This is a genomic window from Acinetobacter sp. ESBL14 (assembly GCF_036668815.1).
GTDB classification, from domain to species: Bacteria; Pseudomonadota; Gammaproteobacteria; order Pseudomonadales; family Moraxellaceae; genus Acinetobacter; species Acinetobacter gyllenbergii.
Genome location: NZ_JAZEVS010000001.1, coordinates 109,735 through 129,412, shown reverse-complemented (window position 1 = coordinate 129,412; position 19,678 = coordinate 109,735). Strand labels below are relative to the sequence as shown.

Here is a 19,678-nt window from a genome sequence, read left to right as displayed (position 1 = left end):
ATCCATTTCTCTTGTTCGAAAATGTTTGATCACATTGCTTTTCCTACCCCCTATCAAACATTAGCGTTTCCCAGTTCGGTTCAACTGACGATTAAGCGTTTAGATCTGATTCATCCACAGATTTCAGGCAATAAATTTTATAAGCTAAAATACAACCTGCTCGCAGCTCAACAACAAGGTTTGACCCAAGTCCTCACATTTGGGGGGGCATTCTCCAATCATATTGCCGCAACTGCCTATGCCGCGCAGCACTTTGGCTTTGAAAGTATTGGCATGATCCGAGGTGAAGAACTTGCGACCCGTGACTTAAACCCTACCCTACAGACAGCACAAGATTTTGGCATGCAACTACATTTTGTCAGCCGAGCCGAGTATCGTCTGCGTCATGAGGCTGAGTATATACAACAACTACAACTGCAATATCCTCAAGCCTTTATTGTTCCAGAAGGTGGCAGCAATGCACTTGCACTGCAAGGAACACAGGAAATTTTGAGCGAAGATGACCGAAAGAATTATGATGTGATTTGTTGTGCAGTTGGAACAGGTGGCACTATTGCAGGCTTAATTGAAAGCAGTTCAGAACAACAACAGATTTTAGGCTTTTCTGCATTGAAGGGCGATTTCCTAAAACGAGATATTCAACAGTGGACCAATAAAAGTAATTGGTCTTTAACCGATGCTTATTGTTGTGGAGGTTATGCCAAAACCACCGTTGAGTTGCTGCAATTTATGCAGCACTTTGAACAACAATATGCAATTTCTTTGGAACAGGTCTATACCGCAAAGATGATGATGGGGCTATTCGATTTAATCCAACAACAATATTTTCCTGAAAATAGCCGTATTCTGGCAATCCATACTGGTGGTTTACAAGGTCGCTTAAAATAAAAGTCACCCGAAAGTGACTTTTCACCTGATCGAATCAAGTGCTTAAAACCAGCCATCACCAATCGGCTTATTGTCCATAAACACCACTAAACCTTTGACAATACGATAAATAAACCAGATTGATGCTGCGAATAGAATCGGAATGCCAATGAGTACAAAAGACAAGATAAATCCAATAATTGCAGCAATGAGCGTGATCCAAAAGGTTTTGATTTGCCATTCAAAATGACTAGCCAACCATGTTCCTTTAACTTCATCGCGTTTCATATAATTCATAATAATCGCAGCAATACTGGTCAATCCCACAAAAATACTGGCCGCATAAAGCCCATATATAATTAAGGTATATTGTCTGAGTGAATCTTGCTGATTCGGCGGTGTGTCTTCTAAAAAAGTCTTATCATTCATTATTGTTATCCCCTTTATTGAGACCAATTTTATAACATGCTTTGATTTTAAAAGTATATTTTTTAATCAAACAATCAGCATACTCAAAAGGCTTTAAATCTTTTATAATTGCCCGCTTTTCCTCCCTTGAGTATTTCCCCATGGTTCATCAAGTTGATGTTGTTGTTTTAGGTGCTGGTGCATCGGGCTTGATGTTGGCTGCAGAAGCAGGCAAACGTGGGCGCTCGGTTGTGGTATTGGAAAAAGCCAATAAAGTCGGCAAAAAGATTTTGATGTCAGGTGGTGGTAAATGTAACTTTACCAATCTGGAGGTCGAAGCTGCCAATTATCTGTCTGAAAACCCGCATTTCGTCATCTCAGCCTTAACCCGTTATACCAACTGGGACTTTATCGGTTTGGTCTGTGAATACGGCATTGAGTATGAAGAACGCAAACACGGGCAATTATTCACCCTCAAAGGCTCAAAAGAAATTCTGGAACTTTTACTTGCAGAATGTGACAAAGCCAAACGGGTTCAGATTCAAACCCACTGTGAAGTACAACAAGTGAAGGCTCAGGCGGATTCAAGTTTTATCATTGAAACCAGTCAAGGGACTTATCACTGTGAGTCTTTGGTGGTGGCAACTGGCGGTTTATCCATTCCCACACTTGGTGGCTCAGGTTTTGGTTATGAACTGGCACAACAGTTCGGACACCATGTCTTCCCAACTCGTGCAGGTCTGGTTCCCTTCACCTTCTCAGACCAGTTTAAAGAAGTCACCACCCGCTTGAGTGGCAATGCCTTAGATGCCACTTTGGTCAACGATCGTCATCAATTTACCGAAGCTTTGCTGTTTACCCATCGTGGTCTCAGTGGTCCAAGCTCACTGCAACTTTCGAACTACTGGCATGTTGGGGAAAGCTTTAAAATTGATTTCTTCCCAAGCCAAGACTTTGCACAATTTTTTAAAGATAAGAAAAAGTCACAGCCTAAAGTTCTACTACGCACCTTAATCAGTGAATTTACCGCCAAAAGTATCGTACTTGAATTACAACAACTGATTTGGGCAGAACAAAGTGAAACGCCAATTGGCAACCTCAGTGATGTACAGCTCGAACATATTGCGGCGCAATTGCATGCCTTTACGGTAAAACCATCAGGCACGGAAGGCTATCGTACTGCCGAAGTCACGCTCGGTGGGGTAGACACCAGCGAAGTCTCTTCCAAAACCATGGAAAGTAAAAAACAGAAAGGCCTCTATTTTATCGGTGAAGTACTCGATGTAACGGGACACTTAGGCGGCTATAACTTTCAGTGGGCATGGTCTTCTGCCCAAGCCGCAGCTCAATTCGTTTAATGCAATCTCATACTGCGGGCTTAATTCGGTATAGCCCGCTTCAGTTACGTTGCTCGGAAGAATTTGCCGCTTCTGAAGTTGTGATGTGCTGCGTACTTTCAATACTTTTCTCTTTCGAAGAGTTTGATTTAGCAACCACAAACTTATAAGCACTCGCCAAGAATCCAACCGTAATCCCTGCAATAATAATCGGTGCGAATACTCGATTTGGCCTCTTCATTTCATTCTCCTATCGACTTTTTATTTAGAGACTATTGATACTTGAGCGATAAATGAATTGCTTTTGAGGTCAAATTTTTTCATTAAAGCCTTTGAACCCGCTTAAAACACCCGATTACAATCCCAAATAACACTCAATAGCGCTGATACAAACAAAACGACCACCCTGCTTAGAGTGGTCGAATTGATCAAAAAAATCAAAGATTATTTTTTCTATTCATCCGAATATGGCGGTGTTGGTGGCGTCGGATTGACTGTATTGGTAGATGTTGGTGCCGTTGGACTCACAGGATTTGTTGGCGTAACTTCTTCCTTATGTAAAGGATTCGGTTGTTTTGCTTCAGCTTTGGCTTTATCCAGCAAATCGCTGAGTAAACGTTCCGCAGGTTGTCGTCCACCTAAACCAAAGGCCAAGGCAAACGCCACAGCAACTGAGCCAAGTGTTAAACCGAAAGCCAAATTCACAATCGAATCCGCAATACCCATGGCTTTTAAGCCCATTGCAATCACTAAGCCCATAATGAGAATACGGACCAGATTTGCCAACCAGCGTGAGCTGTTGTATTCACCACGTTGAACAATATTGGCAACCACATTGGCCAACCAGAAGCCGATCACCAGAATCACAGCACCAAGCAAGATACTGGCACCGAACTGGATAAACATCGCAATCAGTACACTGACCTGCTCTAAGCCAAGTCGGTTTGCTGCTTCTGAAACTGCAAATAACATGGTAAAGAAAACAATGAGATAACCAACCACATCAGACACACGGGTTTGTCCCAAGAAGCGTTGTAAATCCAGCTTCATCGGGATTTCATCCACCCCGGCCCCAGAAATCAATTCAGCTACTAAACGTCCCACAAAACGCGACACGATATAGGCCACAATCAAGATCAAACCTGCTGCAATAATTTGTGGTATTGCATACATGATTTGATTCAGCATGGCGGTTGCAGGTTGAGAAATCGCTTGGATACCCAGTGCTTCAAAGGCCACAATTAAGGTGGTGATAATAATAATGGCAAAGACGAATGAACCTAAGAATTTGGCCACATTGGAGTTTTTAAATAAGCCAACTTTTTCTGCTTGTGCTTGTAGACCAAGACTATTACTGAGTCCCTCGACAATCCCACGAACAATTTTCGCCAGAATATATCCCACGAAAATAATGACAGCGGTGATGAACAGATTCGGTAGATAAGCAATCGCTTCATTCACCATATTCTGGACAGGGATCAATAAGCCCGTTAGACCAAGAATAGATAAAACAATTGGTAAGAACAGTAATAATACCAACCAATAAAAAATCTCACCGATATTGGTACTGAGTGAACTGACACCGACTTCATTACTGAGCTTTTCATCCAGTTCCGTTCTGGCAAGCACATTGGTCAACCCCGCACGAACCAAACGTGCTACGATCCAACCAATAAAACCCACCACGACTGCTGCCAGCAAGTTCGGAATGTAGGCCAACACACGACCCACCATATTGCTGAATGGATCACTGACCCCACTGATATTTAAAACATTCAGTGCGCCAACGACAGCAAGAATCATCACAAACCAGAACACCAGTTTGGAGACCAGATTTTCGATATTTGGGGTACGGCCTGTGGCAGAAGACAATTTATGATTGGTATCAAGTTTTTGCAGTAATTTTTTCACACCTGCTGCAATCACTAAAGCAACAATCCATCCCACCAATAGGATGACAACTGCAGCAAAAATAGGATGAAACTGATCCCAATAATACATTGCATCAAATCCTCCTCGATTGGAGGGGTCATTAAAAAATTCATTCATGTTGTTATCCTTATATTGTGTTTTAAATCTTGATACACATCCACCCAAGAACGTTCTGCAATAAAGAACATGATTTATGGATGCTTCCACCTTAGTTTTTGTCTATTTTCCAATCAATCAATGGCATCACTAATACAACAAAAAGGTCTCATAATTTTGCAAAAAAGCCCATTGATTCACATCAATGAGCTTTATGATGAATAGGTTTTGGTCTAAAGATATGCTTGCTTAAACATTCAGAATAGCCGACTGCATATGTGCCATTGTCACTTGAGCAGTTGGATTGGCTGAATGATCAGCAACCATATAAACAAGTAATGCAATCAGGAAGATTCCCACCATAATCAAAATATAAACGGGCAATCTTCTCTTTTTGGTAATTTCTTCTTTGCTGGCCACATGAGGCTGTGGCTTACTAAAATCATGCATGATAGCAGCCCTCATCCTTTTACTTTTCAAGTTTTATATTAGCAACACCGACTGTTGCATTGTGTGAAAAAGCTTCGGACTATCGTTGCACTGGTTGCAGAACTCTACTTTTCATTGGTCTTCTTTTTGTTTAAAATATAGGCGGTTTTAGAATGGGTTAAAATAAGCTATAATACGCGCCTCATTTCTCAACCGTTCTGCTTTATGTCCTATAGCCAACAAAGCATCTCCCTCGAATTAGACACTGATGTCACCCATCAATGTTTTTTACATCACACACGCGATGAACATTTGATTGGAATTATTGAGTTCAATAAGCCGAGCTATATCTTAAAATGGGGCGATTTAGAGTACTTCCGTCGTCGTACCGAAGAATTTTCGGTGATGCCTTTGCCCGACTGTATCAATGCCATGATTGTCGATATTCGCAATGTACAACCGTTTCTGGATAATGAGGTGCCTATTCTGCCATGGCGTCTACTAGAAGAAGATTGTCCAGTACGTCTGGTCGTCCCACAGGATCGCTTGGAACACTATATCGGCTTGTTCGAACCGACGTGGTTAACCACCGATGTCGACACGGCCATTCAAGAAATTCGTGAATTTATGGATATGTTTGTACATTAAGACGATCAAACACAACATCGTATTTTATTGCGTTTAACTACCCGAAAAAAACAATAACAAGATAAATATCACGGTGGAAGCATGTAAACCCATAGCCCAATTTGCCGGAGACACATCCACATTGGGCTGTTTATGATAAATCACCCAAAGATACAGTGCACAAAGAAAAAACCATAAACTATATGCCGCAACAACCAATAAGGTCAGCCCGACCATGATATTTCGACCTAAATCGCCCCACCCACCAACGGAGGTCGTCGTATAACTGTAGATGAGTAAAATGCTCATGATGAGCATTCCTACAAAAAAAGCGATATAAGGAACTTTGCCAATTGCCTTTTTTCCGACTTGCTCCTCCATCCTATTCTTTTTCCTTTTTCTTTTTCTTATAAAACAACTAAAAGTGATGATGTATTTGCTTTACCAATAATTCTCGACTGCAATATTGCCTTCACCACGACGATTCATAATGAGACCACGTTGCTTCAGCGCTTCTTTGGTATCTTCCACCATTTGTGGATTACCACATAACATCACATGACTACTGTCTCGGTTAAAAGACAGTCCTGCTGCTTTTTCTAATTCACCATTGCCAATTAAAACAGGCAAACGATCATGCAGAGCGGCATTCGGATCACGGGTAATAATTGGAATAAACTTAAAGCCGGTATGCCCTTCGCCAAATAAGTCGGCAATCTCTTGAATACGCTCGACATAAGCCAACTCAGATTCCGTACGGACGCTGTACACCAGATTGATCTGCTGGTATTTATTCCACGTTTCAAAGTCTTGTAACATCGACAAAAACGGTGCCAGTCCTGTCCCTGTTCCCAATAACCATAAATCCTGTGGTAAAGGTTGCTGATAACGTGCCAGCGTTAGATAGCCATAGGAAATTTTTTCCAGATACAACTCATCCCCAACTTTGAGGTGTTGCAGATTCGAGGTAAAAGCACCATCAGGCACAACGATTGAAAAGAATTCTAAAGTTTCATCAAAAGGTGAAGAAACCACAGAATAGGCACGTACCACCAATTCTCCCTCAACCATTAAACCAATACGGGCAAATTGCCCTGCGGTAAATTTGAAATGTGCTGGACGGGTCATGGTGAAGCTAAAAAGATTATGAGTCCAACGGTGTACAGATAAAACCTTTTCTACGCTAAATTTTTCAATTGACATGATGAGAACGTGGCACGAAACAGTGCGCTCATGTTAGCATGATCGAATAATTGATGGATACTCAAAACATTAAGGCTATTTAACATGCGCATGACATTACGCCAGTTGGCTGTTTTTGTGGCGGTCGCTCAGGAAGGAACGGTTACCAAAGCGAGCGATGCTGTCCGACTCACACAAAGTGCGGCAAGTATGGCCTTAGCTGATTTAGAAGATGGTCTGGGTGCACCGCTGTTTGACCGTTTAGGTAAACGATTACAACTCAATGATTTGGGACGTTTTTTACTCCCACAAGCCTTAGAAATTTTAGGTCGCTGTGAATCTTTTGAACAAGCTGCTAAAGGTGAACTTCAAAGCATTGACTTACGTTTAGGTGCCACTCTTACGATTAGTGACTATTTAATGCCAGATTTGATGGCTGACTTTTTACAACGTCATCCACAAGCACATTTGCAACTGCAAGTGGGCAATACCCGTCAAATGATTGAAGCAGTCAATCAGTTCCAATTGGATCTTGCCTTGATTGAAGGTTCTTGTCATTTACCTCAACTGCAATGTATCCATTGGCGTGATGATGAGCTCGCTGTATGTTGTGCGCCTGATCATCCCTTAGCACAACTGAATCGCCCAATCAGCCCAACCGATTTTCTAGATGTGGAATGGATTTTACGTGAGGAAGGTTCAGGTACACGTGAAGTGTTTGATAATGCAATTTTGCAAGATCTGCCCGATGCCAATATCCGTTTAACTTTGGGGCATAATGAAGCGATCTTAAAAATTGTCGCAGGTGGTTTAGGCATGTCCTGCGTGTCACGACTCGCGATTGAACCGCTTCAAGAGAAAGGCCAACTGGTAATCTTGGATACTCCATTCTGGCAATTAACCCGCCCGCTCTATATGTTAGTGCACCGTCAAAAGTATCAAGGACCAGGTTTAAAAGCCTTTTTGCAGTTCTGTGAAAATAAAGTTTAATTGTTTTGAAAATAAAAAACGCTTCTAGTCAGAAGCGTTTTTTATTGCATGTATGATTAGAAGTCGAAGCTGACCCCCAATTTATAGGTACGGCCTGCGCCTACTGTGGTAAAGCCACTGGTAAACACGCCATCCCAATATTTTTTATCTGCAACATTATCAACATTGGCACGGAAAGTTGTATTGACCCCACCAAGTTTGGTCGCATACTTCGCACCCAAATCAACCAGCGTATAATCAGGTAACTTGAGTGTGTTATCCGCCGTTAAATATTGCTCATCAACATAAGTCGCAAAGGCATTCACGCTTAATCCTTCAACAAATGGGATTTGATAATCTACACCCACACCTGCTGTGAACTCAGGCGTACCTTCAATCGTTTTCCCTGAAAGATTCACACCACTTGAAATCGCTTTTTTATATTCGGTATCGATATAAGCCAGATTACCGTAAACAATCAGGTCCTCAGTGACTTTACCTGAAAAACCATATTCAACCCCTTTGGATTCGGTCTTCGCACCATCAGTTGTGATTTGTGTTGTTTTACCATCTACATATCGTGGATCATCTTTTGCCAACTGCATTGTCATCGTACTTGGCTTTTTAATTTGATACAGTGCTAGAGTATGTAACCAACGATCTCCTTGATATTTGGCACCGACTTCATATTGTTTGCTTTCAAAGGGCGCAAAGGTTTTATTATTATTTACATCCGTAGCCACATTCACGGTTGCCCCTCTCACCAGACCTTCAACATAGCTGGCATAGAACGAGGTTTCCTCACCAAAAGGTTTCACAACAATGGCTGCACTTGGAGATACTTTATCATCCTTTAATTTAATATTGGTCGTCAGTGCTTTTAAATCCATGTCTTGATAACGTACACCTAAAATAAACTGTAGCTTATCATCCAGCATGGAAATCTGGTCACTCAGACTATAGCTGACATATACATCATCCGCAGTAGGAACAATCTCTGGCCATGTATTCGGCATATGCCCTTCATTGCTTGGATTGTAAATATTGGTTGGGAAATAAACCTCTGTTGCCCCCCGCCCTTTATGTTGGCTGTATTTACGTTTGAGATAATCCGCACGGAATGCCAACGTATGAGAAATATCACCCGTGAAAATTTGACCTTCTAAACCCGCATTAAAAGTCGTGTTATGTTCCTTTGAACCAACTCGATAATATTGTGCCAGTGCATCACCATTCGCCCCAATCAAAGCAGGATTATTCATTCCCATTGAGTTGGCTGGCAGGTCACGTACAACCATACGTGTCCCAAATAAATGTCCACGATACTCACGTTCATTAAAACCTGCACCTGCAAAGGCTTTTAAATTCGGTAAAAGCTTATATTCCCCAGATAGTCCCACGTAATTGGCACTTTGCATGCCTTCTAAATGTGGAAAATAATTCAATTTGCCATCTGGCGCAGCTAAAACACGTTTCAACGTTGAAAAAGAGATCATAGCCGGTGAACCACCCTCACGACTATCACGTGTGGTATAGGCATCAAAATTAATTTTGGCTTGATCCGTGGTGTAGTCGAGAGCCAATACCGCTGCGCTATTTTTATCTTCTAAGCCATCAACAATGTGTTCACCTTGTCCATAAGTCGCACTGACGCGTGCTCCGAACTCCTTGTTTTCACCAAAACGACGTGCCACATCAAAACCTGATTTGTAATAGCCGCCATCTTCATACATGGCTGAAACTTGGGTCAAATCTCGATCGGCACGTTTGGTGGTTGCCATCACCACACCACCAACACTACCGCCTGGGGCCATCCCTGCAATCAATGCATTTGGACCTTTGAGTACGCTGGCTGAGCTTAAAATATCAGTCGGGGTACGACCACTTGGTGACATGCCATAAGAACCATTGATATTGGCATCTTCCCATGTTACTGGAAAACCACGGATCATAAAGTTTTCGTTTAAATGGCCACTGTTGGTGGTGGTACGAATACTTGGGTCATTTTTAAGAATGCCCGCAATCGAGTCAGCTTGTTTATCTTTAATCGCCTGCTCGGTATAAGACTGGATACTAAAGGGTGTATCCAATACCGCTTTCTCACCGAGTATCCCTAAACTGGCATCTTTTTTAAGTTTGCCTGTCGCATCCGTTTCTTGTGAATCTGCTTTTACGGTAATGGTCGGTAAAACTGTGCTGTCATCAGCAAGCGCGAACATTGGCAAAGCAATAAGAGATAAAAATAAGATATTCTTTTTCACGTGATCAAACCCCGATAAAAATTTGACCACAGTATATAAGATAAATTAACAAATGATAATAAAAATCATTAACAAAATAATTACCATTCATTTAGTCAATCTGAAAGTCTTATGATGAGAATCCAAATAAATAAGCTCTCACCTCGTTATTGGATAGTATATCTTGCCTTTATCGGCCAAATTGCCGCTCGCATGGAATGCCATCATGATCACCATCCATCTTGGTATTCGGACAATTTCTTAAAAAGAAGACAGCTTCCTCATAAGAATGCATTTGAGAACAATGCTCACGCCCATCACAGCTAAATTGGGCACCTACAGCAGTTGTTGAGCGTGCTGCTTGTATAGGCCGTTCTGGATCATATTGCAACGCCCTTTCTGTTTTTTCAGACAACTTTACTACAGGTAAATCCCCAATCTTTTTTCGCTGTTCTTCAACAATTCGCTTTTGTTGCTCTATCAATTGAGCTGTTTTTAATTGTTCTGATTGCAGATAAGACTGATATTTCTGGAAAACCAAAACTGCCAAAATCACAATCATTACGACACCAATGACCGTAACGATTGCTCCCTGCTTAGAAGAAGTACTTGATTGAGGCGCTACAATAGTGCTTTTGCGAATAGGCGTAGGCATTAGATCCAAACGTTCAATTTGAACAGCTTTAAATTTCCCTTTATCGGTATCGTGCACCATGGAAAATTTTAGTTTTTCACCAAGCTTAGGTTCCCCTCCAGCTCGAGGAAAATCACGAATATGAAAGAAAATATCGCTTTGCTTCCCCTCGACTTCAATAAAACCAAAGCCCCGTTCAGCATTATATTTTTTAATTTTACCCTCAACCAACATCATCAACACACGCTTATTATATTGCCCCTATTCTAATCAAAAAGAGGCTAAAAAGCCTCTTTTATCATGTACCTAAACTAAGTGCGAATATTGAAAGATATCAACTTAAGCAATTAACGTCGAAAGTTCGACAACAACTCGGTTGTAATCGACTTATTGTGATTGGCAATTTTGGTCTTCTTGGTTTTAGCAGGATTTGCATCAACACGCTCAATTTGCGTTGCTTTAAACTTCCCACCATTTTCAAGCGCCACAAATTTCACTTTTTCATTTCTTTTCGGCTCGCCTTCTGCCGCAGGAAAATCTGAAATATGAAAAAAGATATCGCCTTCAGATGTCGCAATAAAACCAAATCCTTTATCAGGATTATATTGCTTAATTTTTCCTTGATAGAACTCTTGTGCCATGACATTTATCCTATGTTCTCAATGTAATCATTACAGTATATCGAAATAAAAAAGAGACTTTCAATCCACCCTGAAAGGTTCTACGGATGGATCAAGTCTCTTTTTATCGGTCTGGTAAAATTAGTCTTTTTGCACGCTACCAAAAATCTTGTCACCTGCATCACCCAGACCAGGAACAATATAGCCTTCTGCATTCAGACCTTGGTCAACCGATGCGGTATAAATACGGACATCTGGATGTGCAGCTTCAACTTTGGCAATGCCTTCTGGTGCAGCAACCAAAATCATGACACGAATATCTTTACAGCCACTTGCTTTCAATACATCAATGGCCGCAATTAAAGAGTTCCCTGTTGCCAGCATTGGGTCAATGATCATGGCTAAACGATTGGCAACATCTGGCACTAACTTTTTGTAGTAAGTGCGTACTTCTAAGGTCGCTTCATCACGTTCCAGCCCCAAGACGCTGACTTTAGCACTTGGAATCAGGCTAAGAACGCCTTCAAGCATCCCGATACCAGCACGCAGAATCGGTACAATGGTGATTTTCTTCCCTGCGATACGTTGAGTTGAGACTTTCCCTGCCCACCCATCAATTTCATGATCAACAACAGGAAGATCCTTTGTTGCTTCATAAGTCAGTAACATCGTGACTTCTTGCGCTAATTCACGAAAGTTCTTGGTACTAATGTCAGAACGACGTAGCAAGCCAAGTTTATGGCGAATAAGCGGATGACGAATTTCTTGAATCGACACGAGTGAGTACCTAGGTAATGTTAATCTTGTTCTATTATAAAACGTTTTTTACTCGTCAATAAAAAAAAGCCCTAACTTTAGGGCTTTTTTTTATCAGTTATACACGTTTAATAAATGCCTTTTTGCACCAAAGTAAGAATAAACTCTTGTAACTCTGGTGAAACTGCAAAAACTGCATACTTAGCTAAATAAATCATTGGGTCAGGATAAATACCTAATACAAAGACTAATAAAGCAGCTCCGAGTACCATAATACCACCAACTTGTGTACCCCAATGCTCATCAGCATCAATACGAGGCACATCTGGTGGAGTCATGTACATAACAACCATCACACGCAGGTAATAATATAAACCGATACCACTACCAACAATTACCATTGCTGCAAGGAACCAATGTGCGCCCATTACGGCTGTTTTCACAACCATGAACTTACCAATGAAGCCCGCGGTTAATGGAATACCAGCTAACGATAACATCATTACGGTTAAAGTCGCAGTCAAGATCGGACGACGCCAGAACAAACCACGATACTCAGCTAAACTACCAGCTTCATCCTTATTGTTATAAGGACTCGACATTAATGTCACGACACCAAAAGCACCAACAGTGGTCAACACATAAGTAATAATATAAACATTGACTGTTTCAAAGGTCATGAAACCACGAATTTGAATAAATTCAATATTTTGTGCGCTAACCAAAGCGACCAATAGATAACCGAAATGAGCAATCGATGAATAAGCAAGGATACGCTTGAGATTGACTTGACGAACAGCCAATAAGTTACCAACGACGATCGAAACGACAGCCAGAATGGTAACCATTAATTTTAGACTATCGGCAAGAATAAATCCTGAAGATAAAACATATCTAGCAAATAAGCCAATCATGGCAACTTTAGAGACTGTTGCTAAGAATGTAGCCATTGGTGCAGGTGCACCAGCATACACATCAGGTGTCCACTTATGGAAAGGTGCTAATGATAGCTTAAACCCAACTGCAAAAAGTATAAGACCAAGTCCAAGCACAACAGCAGGCTGACTAAAGCTATTAAACATTCGGCTTGGTTCGGCTGCAAAAGATAAGCTACCTGTATAAGCATAAACGTAGGCCATCCCCATAAGCAACATTGCAGAAGCCGTTGCCGAAAGCACAAGATATTTAATCCCAGCTTCCAAAGACTGACTACGTTGATAGGTATAAGCCAACATGCCATACACAGGAATCGACATTAATTCCAAGCTAATAAAGAATGATGCATAGTTCGTACTCGCAACTAATAACATCGCCCCTGTCACTGAACACAGTAACAAGATATAAAGCTCTTCGCGGTTTTCCTTATAGGTCTCAATATAAGCATGAGACAAAGTACAACAAGCCAAGGCTGCAATTAGAATCAGAAATTGATAGAGCATGGTAAATGGATCAACCATAAACATGCCCATGATATTTGATGGAATGAAACTCCCACTAAATATCGTATAGATAATCAAAATCGCAGCTAAATTCAGACCGACAACCGAAGTTGTCGCAATCAGGTTGTGATTACGTTTAATCGCTGTCAACAACATCACGACGATTGCAGTCAAAGCAACAATCATCACTGGAGCAAGTGGCATAAGCTCAGAAAAAGAAAGTGTGAAGTTCATGATTTATTGCATCTCCACATGTTCAAGTTGAGTTGCAGCCTGTTGAACAGTTTCAACAACTTCTTGTACTGGCATATAACTATTTACCAACCACTGCATGCTTGAATGAGACATATCCAAGAAAGTTTGTGGGTAAATACCTAACCAAACTAAACCAATTACACAGATCATCAGAATGCTGACTTCACGTGCAGATAGATCTTTTAACGGTGTTTTGTAGTGCTGCTTTTGTTCTGGATTCGGTTCACCAAATAAAGCTTTGTGAATCAGAATCAGACCATAAAGACCCGCAAACACCAAACTCACTGCGGCAATAATCGTGAAAGTCGGATAGGCTTTGAATGAACCCATAAGGATCAGGAATTCACCAATAAAGTTACCTAGACCTGGTACACCTACGAGCGCTGCAACAAAGAACATTAAGAAGAATGGCAAATATTGCAGTTGACCACGAAGACCGCCCATTAAGCGTAAATCACGTGTATGTACACGCTCATAGACTTGACCCGACATAATGAACAATGCAGCAGATGATAAGCCATGCGCCAACATCATGATCATTAGGCCTTGGAAAGTCAGAATATTACCTGCATAAATTGCAAGTAAGATGAAACCCATGTGTGAAATTGACGTGTACGCAAGTAAACGTTTCATGTCAGTTTGTTGGTACGCAAGGAATGCACCGTAGAAAATACCAATCAAGCCCAAAATGATCGCAATATCAGCAAACTGTGCTGACGCTGCTGGGAAGAATGGAATTACGAAACGAAGTAAACCGTACGCTGCTGTTTTAATCAAAATACCAGCTAAATCCACAGAACCCGCTGTTGGTGCTTGCGCATGCGCATCAGGCAACCAGCCGTGTAATGGGAAGACAGGTAGTTTCACCGCAAAACCGATGAACATACACACCATAAAGCCATATGCCAATGCTGGTACTTCTTTATCCAAGTGATTCGCCATACTCATGAGATAATAGTAATTAAAACTAATCTCTTGTGTATGCATGTATCCATAAGCAACCAGCCCCAAGATACCGATCAACATGATCAAACCAGCAACTTGTGTATAGAGGAAGAACTTGGTTGCAGCGTAAACACGTGAACGACCATTCGAGCCTTTATGACCCCATAACGCAATCAAGAAATAGATTGGTACAAGCATCATCTCCCAGAAGAAGAAGAACAAGAATAAGTCAATCGCCAAGAATACACCGATAACCCCACCTAAACTCCACAGGAGGTTTAAGTGGAAGAAACCTACGTTCTTTTGGATCTCACCCCATGAACAGCCTACTGCAAGTACACCCAGTAAGGCAGTCAACAGCACCATAAGCAGAGATAAACCATCCACCGCTAAGTGAATGCTAATACCTAAACTCTGAATCCAAGGTAGGTAGAATTCAGCAGCCCATTGGGGAGCTGGGCTACCTACAGCATAGCTATATGTACCACTTTGCCAAAGTGCAATGCCCAAACCAAAGGTAATGAGCATACCAATCAAGGCAATCCAACGCGGTAAATGTTGGTCGTATTTATCAACCAGCCAACAAATAAAACCAGCAATGAAAGGAACTAAAATCAGTGCGGGTAAAATTAAATTGTTTTCCATTTTATTTCCCCACAACCTGAATCACGATCAAGATCATCAATAACACCACTACACCGAGTGACATGCTTGATGCGTATTCACGTAATGAACCGGTTTGACGCGAACTGGTAAAGCTATTCCCGCCCTTCACAATGGCAGGCAATACTAACCATAAACCGTCAACTGGATCACGACCTAAAATTTTCGCAATCAATAAATAAGGTTTTACAAATACGATGTCATACAAGGCATCGAAACCGAATGCTGTACGGCAGATATGCGCTAAGCCTGAACCCAAAGAAGTCTGAGCAAACGATTTTACTGCGCCATACGCAAAGGCAAACAAGAAGATACCAACAGCCAAACCAACAAGGGCCACACCACTTGCTAAATGTTCAGCATGTGCAACAGCCGCTTCTAAGCTTTCAGGAATCACAAAACTTGGAATGCTTGCCGCAGTCAATAATTTTGCGACTGGCGCTTGCAGGAAGTAACCAATACCGGTCGATAACGCAGCAAGAATTGCAAGCGGTGCCCAGTAAGTCACGCCATGAATCGCATGCGCATGAGTTTTCTCTTCGCCGAAGAACACCACCCAGATTAAACGGAAAGTATAGATAGACGTTAAGAATGCACCAGCAACACCTACCCAGTACAAGGTATGGTAAAGCGGAAGATTTGCAATAGTCGACTGTGCATAGACTGCACCCAAGATCGCATCTTTAGAGAAGAAGCCAACGGTCACGATTGGAAGTGCGGCTAAGGCGCCACCACCAATGACGAAACACCAGAATACGAATGGAATCTTTTTACGTAATCCACCCATTTTGAAAATATTCTGTTCGTGGTGACATGCAAGAATTACGGCACCTGAAGAAAGGAACAATAACGCTTTGAAGAATGCATGAGCCAACATGTGGAATAAACCAGCTTGATATGCTTCAGCACCCACCGCCATAAACATATAACCGAGCTGACTCATGGTTGAGTACGCCAAGATACGTTTGATATCAGTTTGCACCAATGCGGCAAAGCCAGCCACCAGCAAGGTCACTGCACCCGTAATCGAAATGAATTGCATCACTTCTGGCGCCATTTCCATCACTGAGAACATACGGCAGCATAGGTAAACACCTGCTGTCACCATTGTTGCGGCGTGGATCAATGCAGAAACTGGTGTAGGACCAGCCATCGCATCGGCTAACCAAGTTTGTAATGGAATTTGCGCTGATTTACCTGCTGCACCCAAGAACAACATCAATGCTGTCCAGATCGACAATGATGAGCTTTGCGTCATCACAGTCGCTGCATTTTCAACAATGTACTGTGTATTCAACGTACCAAACTGTTGATAGAGCAAGAACAATGCGATGAGTAAAAATACGTCACCCACACGTGTTACGGTGAATGCCTTGATTGCTGCCCAACCATTTGCAGGGTTTGAGTAGTAGAAACCAATCAATAGATATGAACACAGACCTACGCCTTCCCAACCCAAGAACAATAACGCCAAGTTATCGCCAAGTACCAACAACAACATGCTGGCAACGAACAGGTTGAAATAAGAGAAGAAACGTGCGTAATCTTCTTCACCACGCATATACCAAGATGCGAAGATGTGAATCAAGAAACCAACACCCGTGATCATGCCTGTCATCAATAATGACAAACCATCAAGGTGCAAGCTAATGCCTGGCTCAAAACCGCCAACACTGAACCATGTCCATAAGTGTTGAACAAAAACGGTTTGGCCACTGCTGGTAAATGCAAGGCCAGCAATTAAAGCAAATAACGCAGATAAACCAACTGAACCGACACCAATAATGGCAGCGACATTTTCAGACAGTTTGTTACGCCCTGCCGCTAACAGGATAAAACCAATGAGCGGAAATAAAACGGTTAAATATAATGTACTCATCCGCGCATCTCACTAGCAGCATCCACATCCAGATGATGGAAGCGATGATAAAACTGAAGGACGATCGCAAGACCGATACATGCCTCTGCTGCAGCAAGCGTCAGAATCAGGATGAACATGATCTGTCCATCTGGCTGCGCCCATACGCTACCCGCTAAAACGAATGCCAAAGCCGCGGCATTCATCATTACTTCAAGGCTCATTAGCATAAATAAAAGGTTGCGTCGCACCATTACACCGTAAAAACCCAGTGCAAAAAGGATGGTTGCAACGATCAAACCATGTTCTAAAGGGATGTGTCCCATTATTCTTTATCCTCTTCTGCACCTGGTTCACGTTTGCCTAAGTGGAATGCTGCAACCAGTGCTGCTAGCAATAACATCGCGGCAACTTCTACCAATAATAGATAGTGAGTAAATAGTGCTTGACCGACAGCTTTCGGACCTACAACTTCTGCTCCCATCGGCGCAGAAATTGTGGTGTATTCGCCACCGAGCATCCACACCAAAAGCAAGCCCAATAAAAAGCTCATCAGTGCAGGAAAAGCCCAAGCCTCTGAACTCAACCATTTACTTTCTTGTTCAATGGTTTCTTGTCCAAGATTCAGCATCATCACAACGAAGACGAACAAGACCATGATGGCACCGGCATATACGATGATCTCAAGGGCAGCCGCGAACGGCGCACCCACGATCATGAAAATACCAGCAACCGCTAGAAGAGAAACGATCAAACTTAACAGTGCATGCACTGGATTCGTGTTAGTTACAACACGAACCGTTGAAACGATGGCCACAAGTGCCATCAAATAAAATGGCCACATCATGGTAATAAGCTCCGTACATCAACTGGTGCACTTTCTTTCTGTGCTTGACCTTTTTCTTTGCCGCTTACAGCCATACCAGTGACACGGTAGAAGTTGTAGTCAGGATATTTACCCGGTCCAGAAATGAGTAAATTCTCTTTTTCATAAACCAAGTCTTGACGTACATATTCACCCAATTCGAAATCTGGGGTCAGCTGAATGGCAGTCGTTGGACATGCTTCTTCGCACATACCGCAGAAAATGCAGCGTGAGAAGTTAATACGGAAAAATTCTGGATACCAACGTCCATCTTCTTTTTCCGCTTTTTGTAATGAAATACAGCCAACTGGGCAAGCAACCGCACATAGGTTACATGCCACACAACGCTCTTCACCGTCTGGATCACGCGTCAATACAATACGACCACGGTAGCGTGGTGGCACAATTTGTTCAGCCGGTACTTCTGGATATAAAATCGTGTCACGTTTACGTGTAACATGGCTAAACACCATCCACAACGAACGTACAATCGATCCGAATCCAGCTAGAATTTTATACATTTTGTACTCCCTGCTGTCCTAGGCCTGATTCATCAGAATCACAGCACCAGTCACTAACAAGTTGACCAACGCCAATGGCAAACAAACTTTCCAACCAAAGTTCATCACTTGGTCATAACGAGGACGCATTAACGAACCACGCGCCAAGACAAACATCATTACGAAGAATGCTGTTTTAATCACGAACCAGAATAATGGTGGAACAAATGGAATTTCTAAGTTAAATGGTGCAAGCCATCCGCCGAAGAATAAAGTCACGATCAATGCCGAGATCAAAACGACGTTGACGTATTCCGCAACGAAGAACATCCCCCACTTCATACCACCGTATTCAACATGGTAACCTTCCGCCAATTCTTGCTCAGCTTCAGGTTGGTCAAATGGGTGACGATGCGTAACTGCAACACCCGCAACCACAAAGATCAAGAAACCTAAGAATTGAGGAATGATGAACCACATATCACGTTGTGCTTCAACGATTTCACGCATGTTGAATGAGCCAGCAATCGCAACCACACCCATCAACGAGATACCCAAGAACACTTCATAAGAAATGGTTTGAGCCGCAGAACGAAGACCACCAAGTAATGAGTATTTGTTGTTCGATGCCCAACCACCAAATAACACTGCATAGACTGCGATACCCGCCATTGCCATAAAGAACAATAGACCGATACTCATATCTGCAACGCCCAGTGTAGGACTTACTGGGATCACCATAAACGAAAGTACCGCAGTTGCCATCGCAACGGCTGGTGCTAAACGGAAAGTCAGCTTATCAGCAAACTTCGGTGTCCAGTCTTCTTTGAACATGATCTTGAGCATGTCGGCAACAATCTGGAACATACCGCCAGGACCAACACGGTTTGGACCATAACGGTCTTGCCATAATGCCAAGAGACGACGCTCAATAAATGACATTAAAGCAGCAACCAAAACCACTACCAGCAAGATCACAATCGCCTGAATCACTGAATAAGCGATTGGCCAGTTCTCAGCCCAAAGTGGCGTTTGACGTATAATTTCTTGATTCAT

21 protein-coding genes are annotated in these 19,678 nt (G+C 42.2%); 4 read left to right on the top strand and 17 right to left on the bottom strand.

Annotation, left to right across the window (positions count from 1 at the left end; all coding sequences use genetic code 11):
• Positions 1-21 precede the first annotated feature (21 nt).
• On the top strand, positions 22-888 hold the full coding sequence (locus V6E90_RS00665) for a 1-aminocyclopropane-1-carboxylate deaminase/D-cysteine desulfhydrase (RefSeq protein ID WP_332604206.1): 867 nt from the start codon (positions 22-24) through the stop codon (positions 886-888).
• 42 nt (positions 889-930) lie between these two features.
• On the opposite strand, the gene V6E90_RS00660 is transcribed toward V6E90_RS00665, so the two are convergent.
• On the bottom strand, positions 931-1,296 hold the full coding sequence (locus tag V6E90_RS00660) for a DUF4870 family protein (RefSeq protein WP_016541654.1): 366 nt from the start codon (positions 1,294-1,296) through the stop codon (positions 931-933).
• A gap of 140 nt (positions 1,297-1,436) precedes the next feature.
• Between V6E90_RS00660 and V6E90_RS00655 the strand changes: the two genes are divergently transcribed.
• Entirely contained in the window at positions 1,437-2,633 is a 1,197-nt protein-coding gene (locus V6E90_RS00655; RefSeq protein WP_332604205.1) for an NAD(P)/FAD-dependent oxidoreductase, read from the top strand.
• 40 nt (positions 2,634-2,673) lie between these two features.
• Here V6E90_RS00655 and V6E90_RS00650 read toward each other — a convergent pair whose 3' ends face one another.
• From V6E90_RS00650 to V6E90_RS00640, 3 genes are all read right to left on the bottom strand, one after another.
• On the bottom strand, positions 2,674-2,853 hold the full coding sequence (locus V6E90_RS00650; RefSeq protein ID WP_016541652.1) for a hypothetical protein: 180 nt from the start codon (positions 2,851-2,853) through the stop codon (positions 2,674-2,676).
• 212 nt (positions 2,854-3,065) lie between these two features.
• On the bottom strand, positions 3,066-4,661 hold the full coding sequence (locus V6E90_RS00645) for a mechanosensitive ion channel (protein WP_016541651.1): 1,596 nt from the start codon (positions 4,659-4,661) through the stop codon (positions 3,066-3,068).
• Between the two features lie 228 nt (positions 4,662-4,889).
• Positions 4,890-5,090 carry a hypothetical protein gene (locus V6E90_RS00640; protein ID WP_016541650.1) on the bottom strand — a complete coding sequence of 67 codons (201 nt, stop codon included), beginning with the start codon at positions 5,088-5,090 and terminating at the stop codon, positions 4,890-4,892.
• A gap of 204 nt (positions 5,091-5,294) precedes the next feature.
• Here V6E90_RS00640 and V6E90_RS00635 point away from each other — a divergent pair, with 204 nt between their 5' ends.
• Positions 5,295-5,717 carry a hypothetical protein gene (locus V6E90_RS00635; protein ID WP_004655415.1) on the top strand — a complete coding sequence of 141 codons (423 nt, stop codon included), beginning with the start codon at positions 5,295-5,297 and terminating at the stop codon, positions 5,715-5,717.
• A 33-nt stretch (positions 5,718-5,750) separates the two neighbouring features.
• On the opposite strand, the gene V6E90_RS00630 is transcribed toward V6E90_RS00635, so the two are convergent.
• Both V6E90_RS00630 and V6E90_RS00625 read right to left on the bottom strand, forming a co-directional pair.
• Positions 5,751-6,005: a hypothetical protein gene (locus tag V6E90_RS00630; RefSeq protein WP_228704186.1), complete on the bottom strand. Its 255-nt coding sequence runs from the start codon at positions 6,003-6,005 to the stop codon at positions 5,751-5,753.
• Between the two features lie 132 nt (positions 6,006-6,137).
• Positions 6,138-6,899 carry a ferredoxin--NADP reductase gene (locus V6E90_RS00625; protein WP_023270726.1) on the bottom strand — a complete coding sequence of 254 codons (762 nt, stop codon included), beginning with the start codon at positions 6,897-6,899 and terminating at the stop codon, positions 6,138-6,140.
• An 84-nt stretch (positions 6,900-6,983) separates the two neighbouring features.
• Between V6E90_RS00625 and gigC the strand changes: the two genes are divergently transcribed.
• Positions 6,984-7,868, top strand: a complete 885-nt coding sequence (gene gigC / locus V6E90_RS00620; RefSeq protein WP_016541647.1) for a LysR family transcriptional regulator GigC — start codon at positions 6,984-6,986, stop codon at positions 7,866-7,868.
• Positions 7,869-7,924: 56 nt separating this feature from the next.
• On the opposite strand, the gene V6E90_RS00615 is transcribed toward gigC, so the two are convergent.
• The 11 genes from V6E90_RS00615 to nuoH all read right to left on the bottom strand — a co-directional run bounded on the left by V6E90_RS00615 (position 7,925) and on the right by nuoH (position 19,678).
• Positions 7,925-10,066, bottom strand: coding sequence for a TonB-dependent receptor (locus V6E90_RS00615; protein ID WP_332605055.1), 2,142 nt, complete (start codon positions 10,064-10,066; stop codon positions 7,925-7,927).
• Between the two features lie 211 nt (positions 10,067-10,277).
• Positions 10,278-10,955, bottom strand: coding sequence for a cold shock domain-containing protein (locus V6E90_RS00610; RefSeq protein WP_332605054.1), 678 nt, complete (start codon positions 10,953-10,955; stop codon positions 10,278-10,280).
• A 113-nt stretch (positions 10,956-11,068) separates the two neighbouring features.
• The gene (locus V6E90_RS00605; protein WP_016541644.1) at positions 11,069-11,362 is read right to left on the bottom strand and encodes a cold shock domain-containing protein; all 294 of its coding nucleotides are present in this window, start codon (positions 11,360-11,362) and stop codon (positions 11,069-11,071) included.
• Between the two features lie 120 nt (positions 11,363-11,482).
• Positions 11,483-12,118, bottom strand: a complete 636-nt coding sequence (gene upp / locus V6E90_RS00600; RefSeq protein WP_004655430.1) for a uracil phosphoribosyltransferase — start codon at positions 12,116-12,118, stop codon at positions 11,483-11,485.
• A gap of 107 nt (positions 12,119-12,225) precedes the next feature.
• Positions 12,226-13,770, bottom strand: coding sequence for an NADH-quinone oxidoreductase subunit NuoN (gene nuoN / locus V6E90_RS00595; RefSeq protein WP_016541643.1), 1,545 nt, complete (start codon positions 13,768-13,770; stop codon positions 12,226-12,228).
• Between the two features lie 3 nt (positions 13,771-13,773).
• Positions 13,774-15,381 (bottom strand): NADH-quinone oxidoreductase subunit M, encoded by a 1,608-nt coding sequence (nuoM, locus tag V6E90_RS00590; protein WP_016541642.1) that lies wholly within the window; start codon positions 15,379-15,381, stop codon positions 13,774-13,776.
• Position 15,382: 1 nt separating this feature from the next.
• Positions 15,383-17,278 carry an NADH-quinone oxidoreductase subunit L gene (nuoL, locus tag V6E90_RS00585; protein WP_016541641.1) on the bottom strand — a complete coding sequence of 632 codons (1,896 nt, stop codon included), beginning with the start codon at positions 17,276-17,278 and terminating at the stop codon, positions 15,383-15,385.
• Positions 17,275-17,583 (bottom strand): NADH-quinone oxidoreductase subunit NuoK, encoded by a 309-nt coding sequence (nuoK, locus tag V6E90_RS00580; RefSeq protein WP_004655436.1) that lies wholly within the window; start codon positions 17,581-17,583, stop codon positions 17,275-17,277. The genes nuoL and nuoK overlap by 4 nt, the downstream gene beginning before the upstream one ends.
• Positions 17,583-18,101: an NADH-quinone oxidoreductase subunit J gene (gene nuoJ, locus V6E90_RS00575; protein WP_171068305.1), complete on the bottom strand. Its 519-nt coding sequence runs from the start codon at positions 18,099-18,101 to the stop codon at positions 17,583-17,585. Before nuoJ ends, nuoK begins: the two co-directional genes overlap by 1 nt.
• Complete coding sequence (nuoI, locus tag V6E90_RS00570) at positions 18,101-18,643, bottom strand: NADH-quinone oxidoreductase subunit NuoI (RefSeq protein ID WP_016541639.1); 543 nt, start codon at positions 18,641-18,643, stop codon at positions 18,101-18,103. The genes nuoJ and nuoI overlap by 1 nt, the downstream gene beginning before the upstream one ends.
• Positions 18,644-18,661: 18 nt before the next feature.
• On the bottom strand, positions 18,662-19,678 hold the full coding sequence (nuoH, locus tag V6E90_RS00565; protein WP_004655440.1) for an NADH-quinone oxidoreductase subunit NuoH: 1,017 nt from the start codon (positions 19,676-19,678) through the stop codon (positions 18,662-18,664).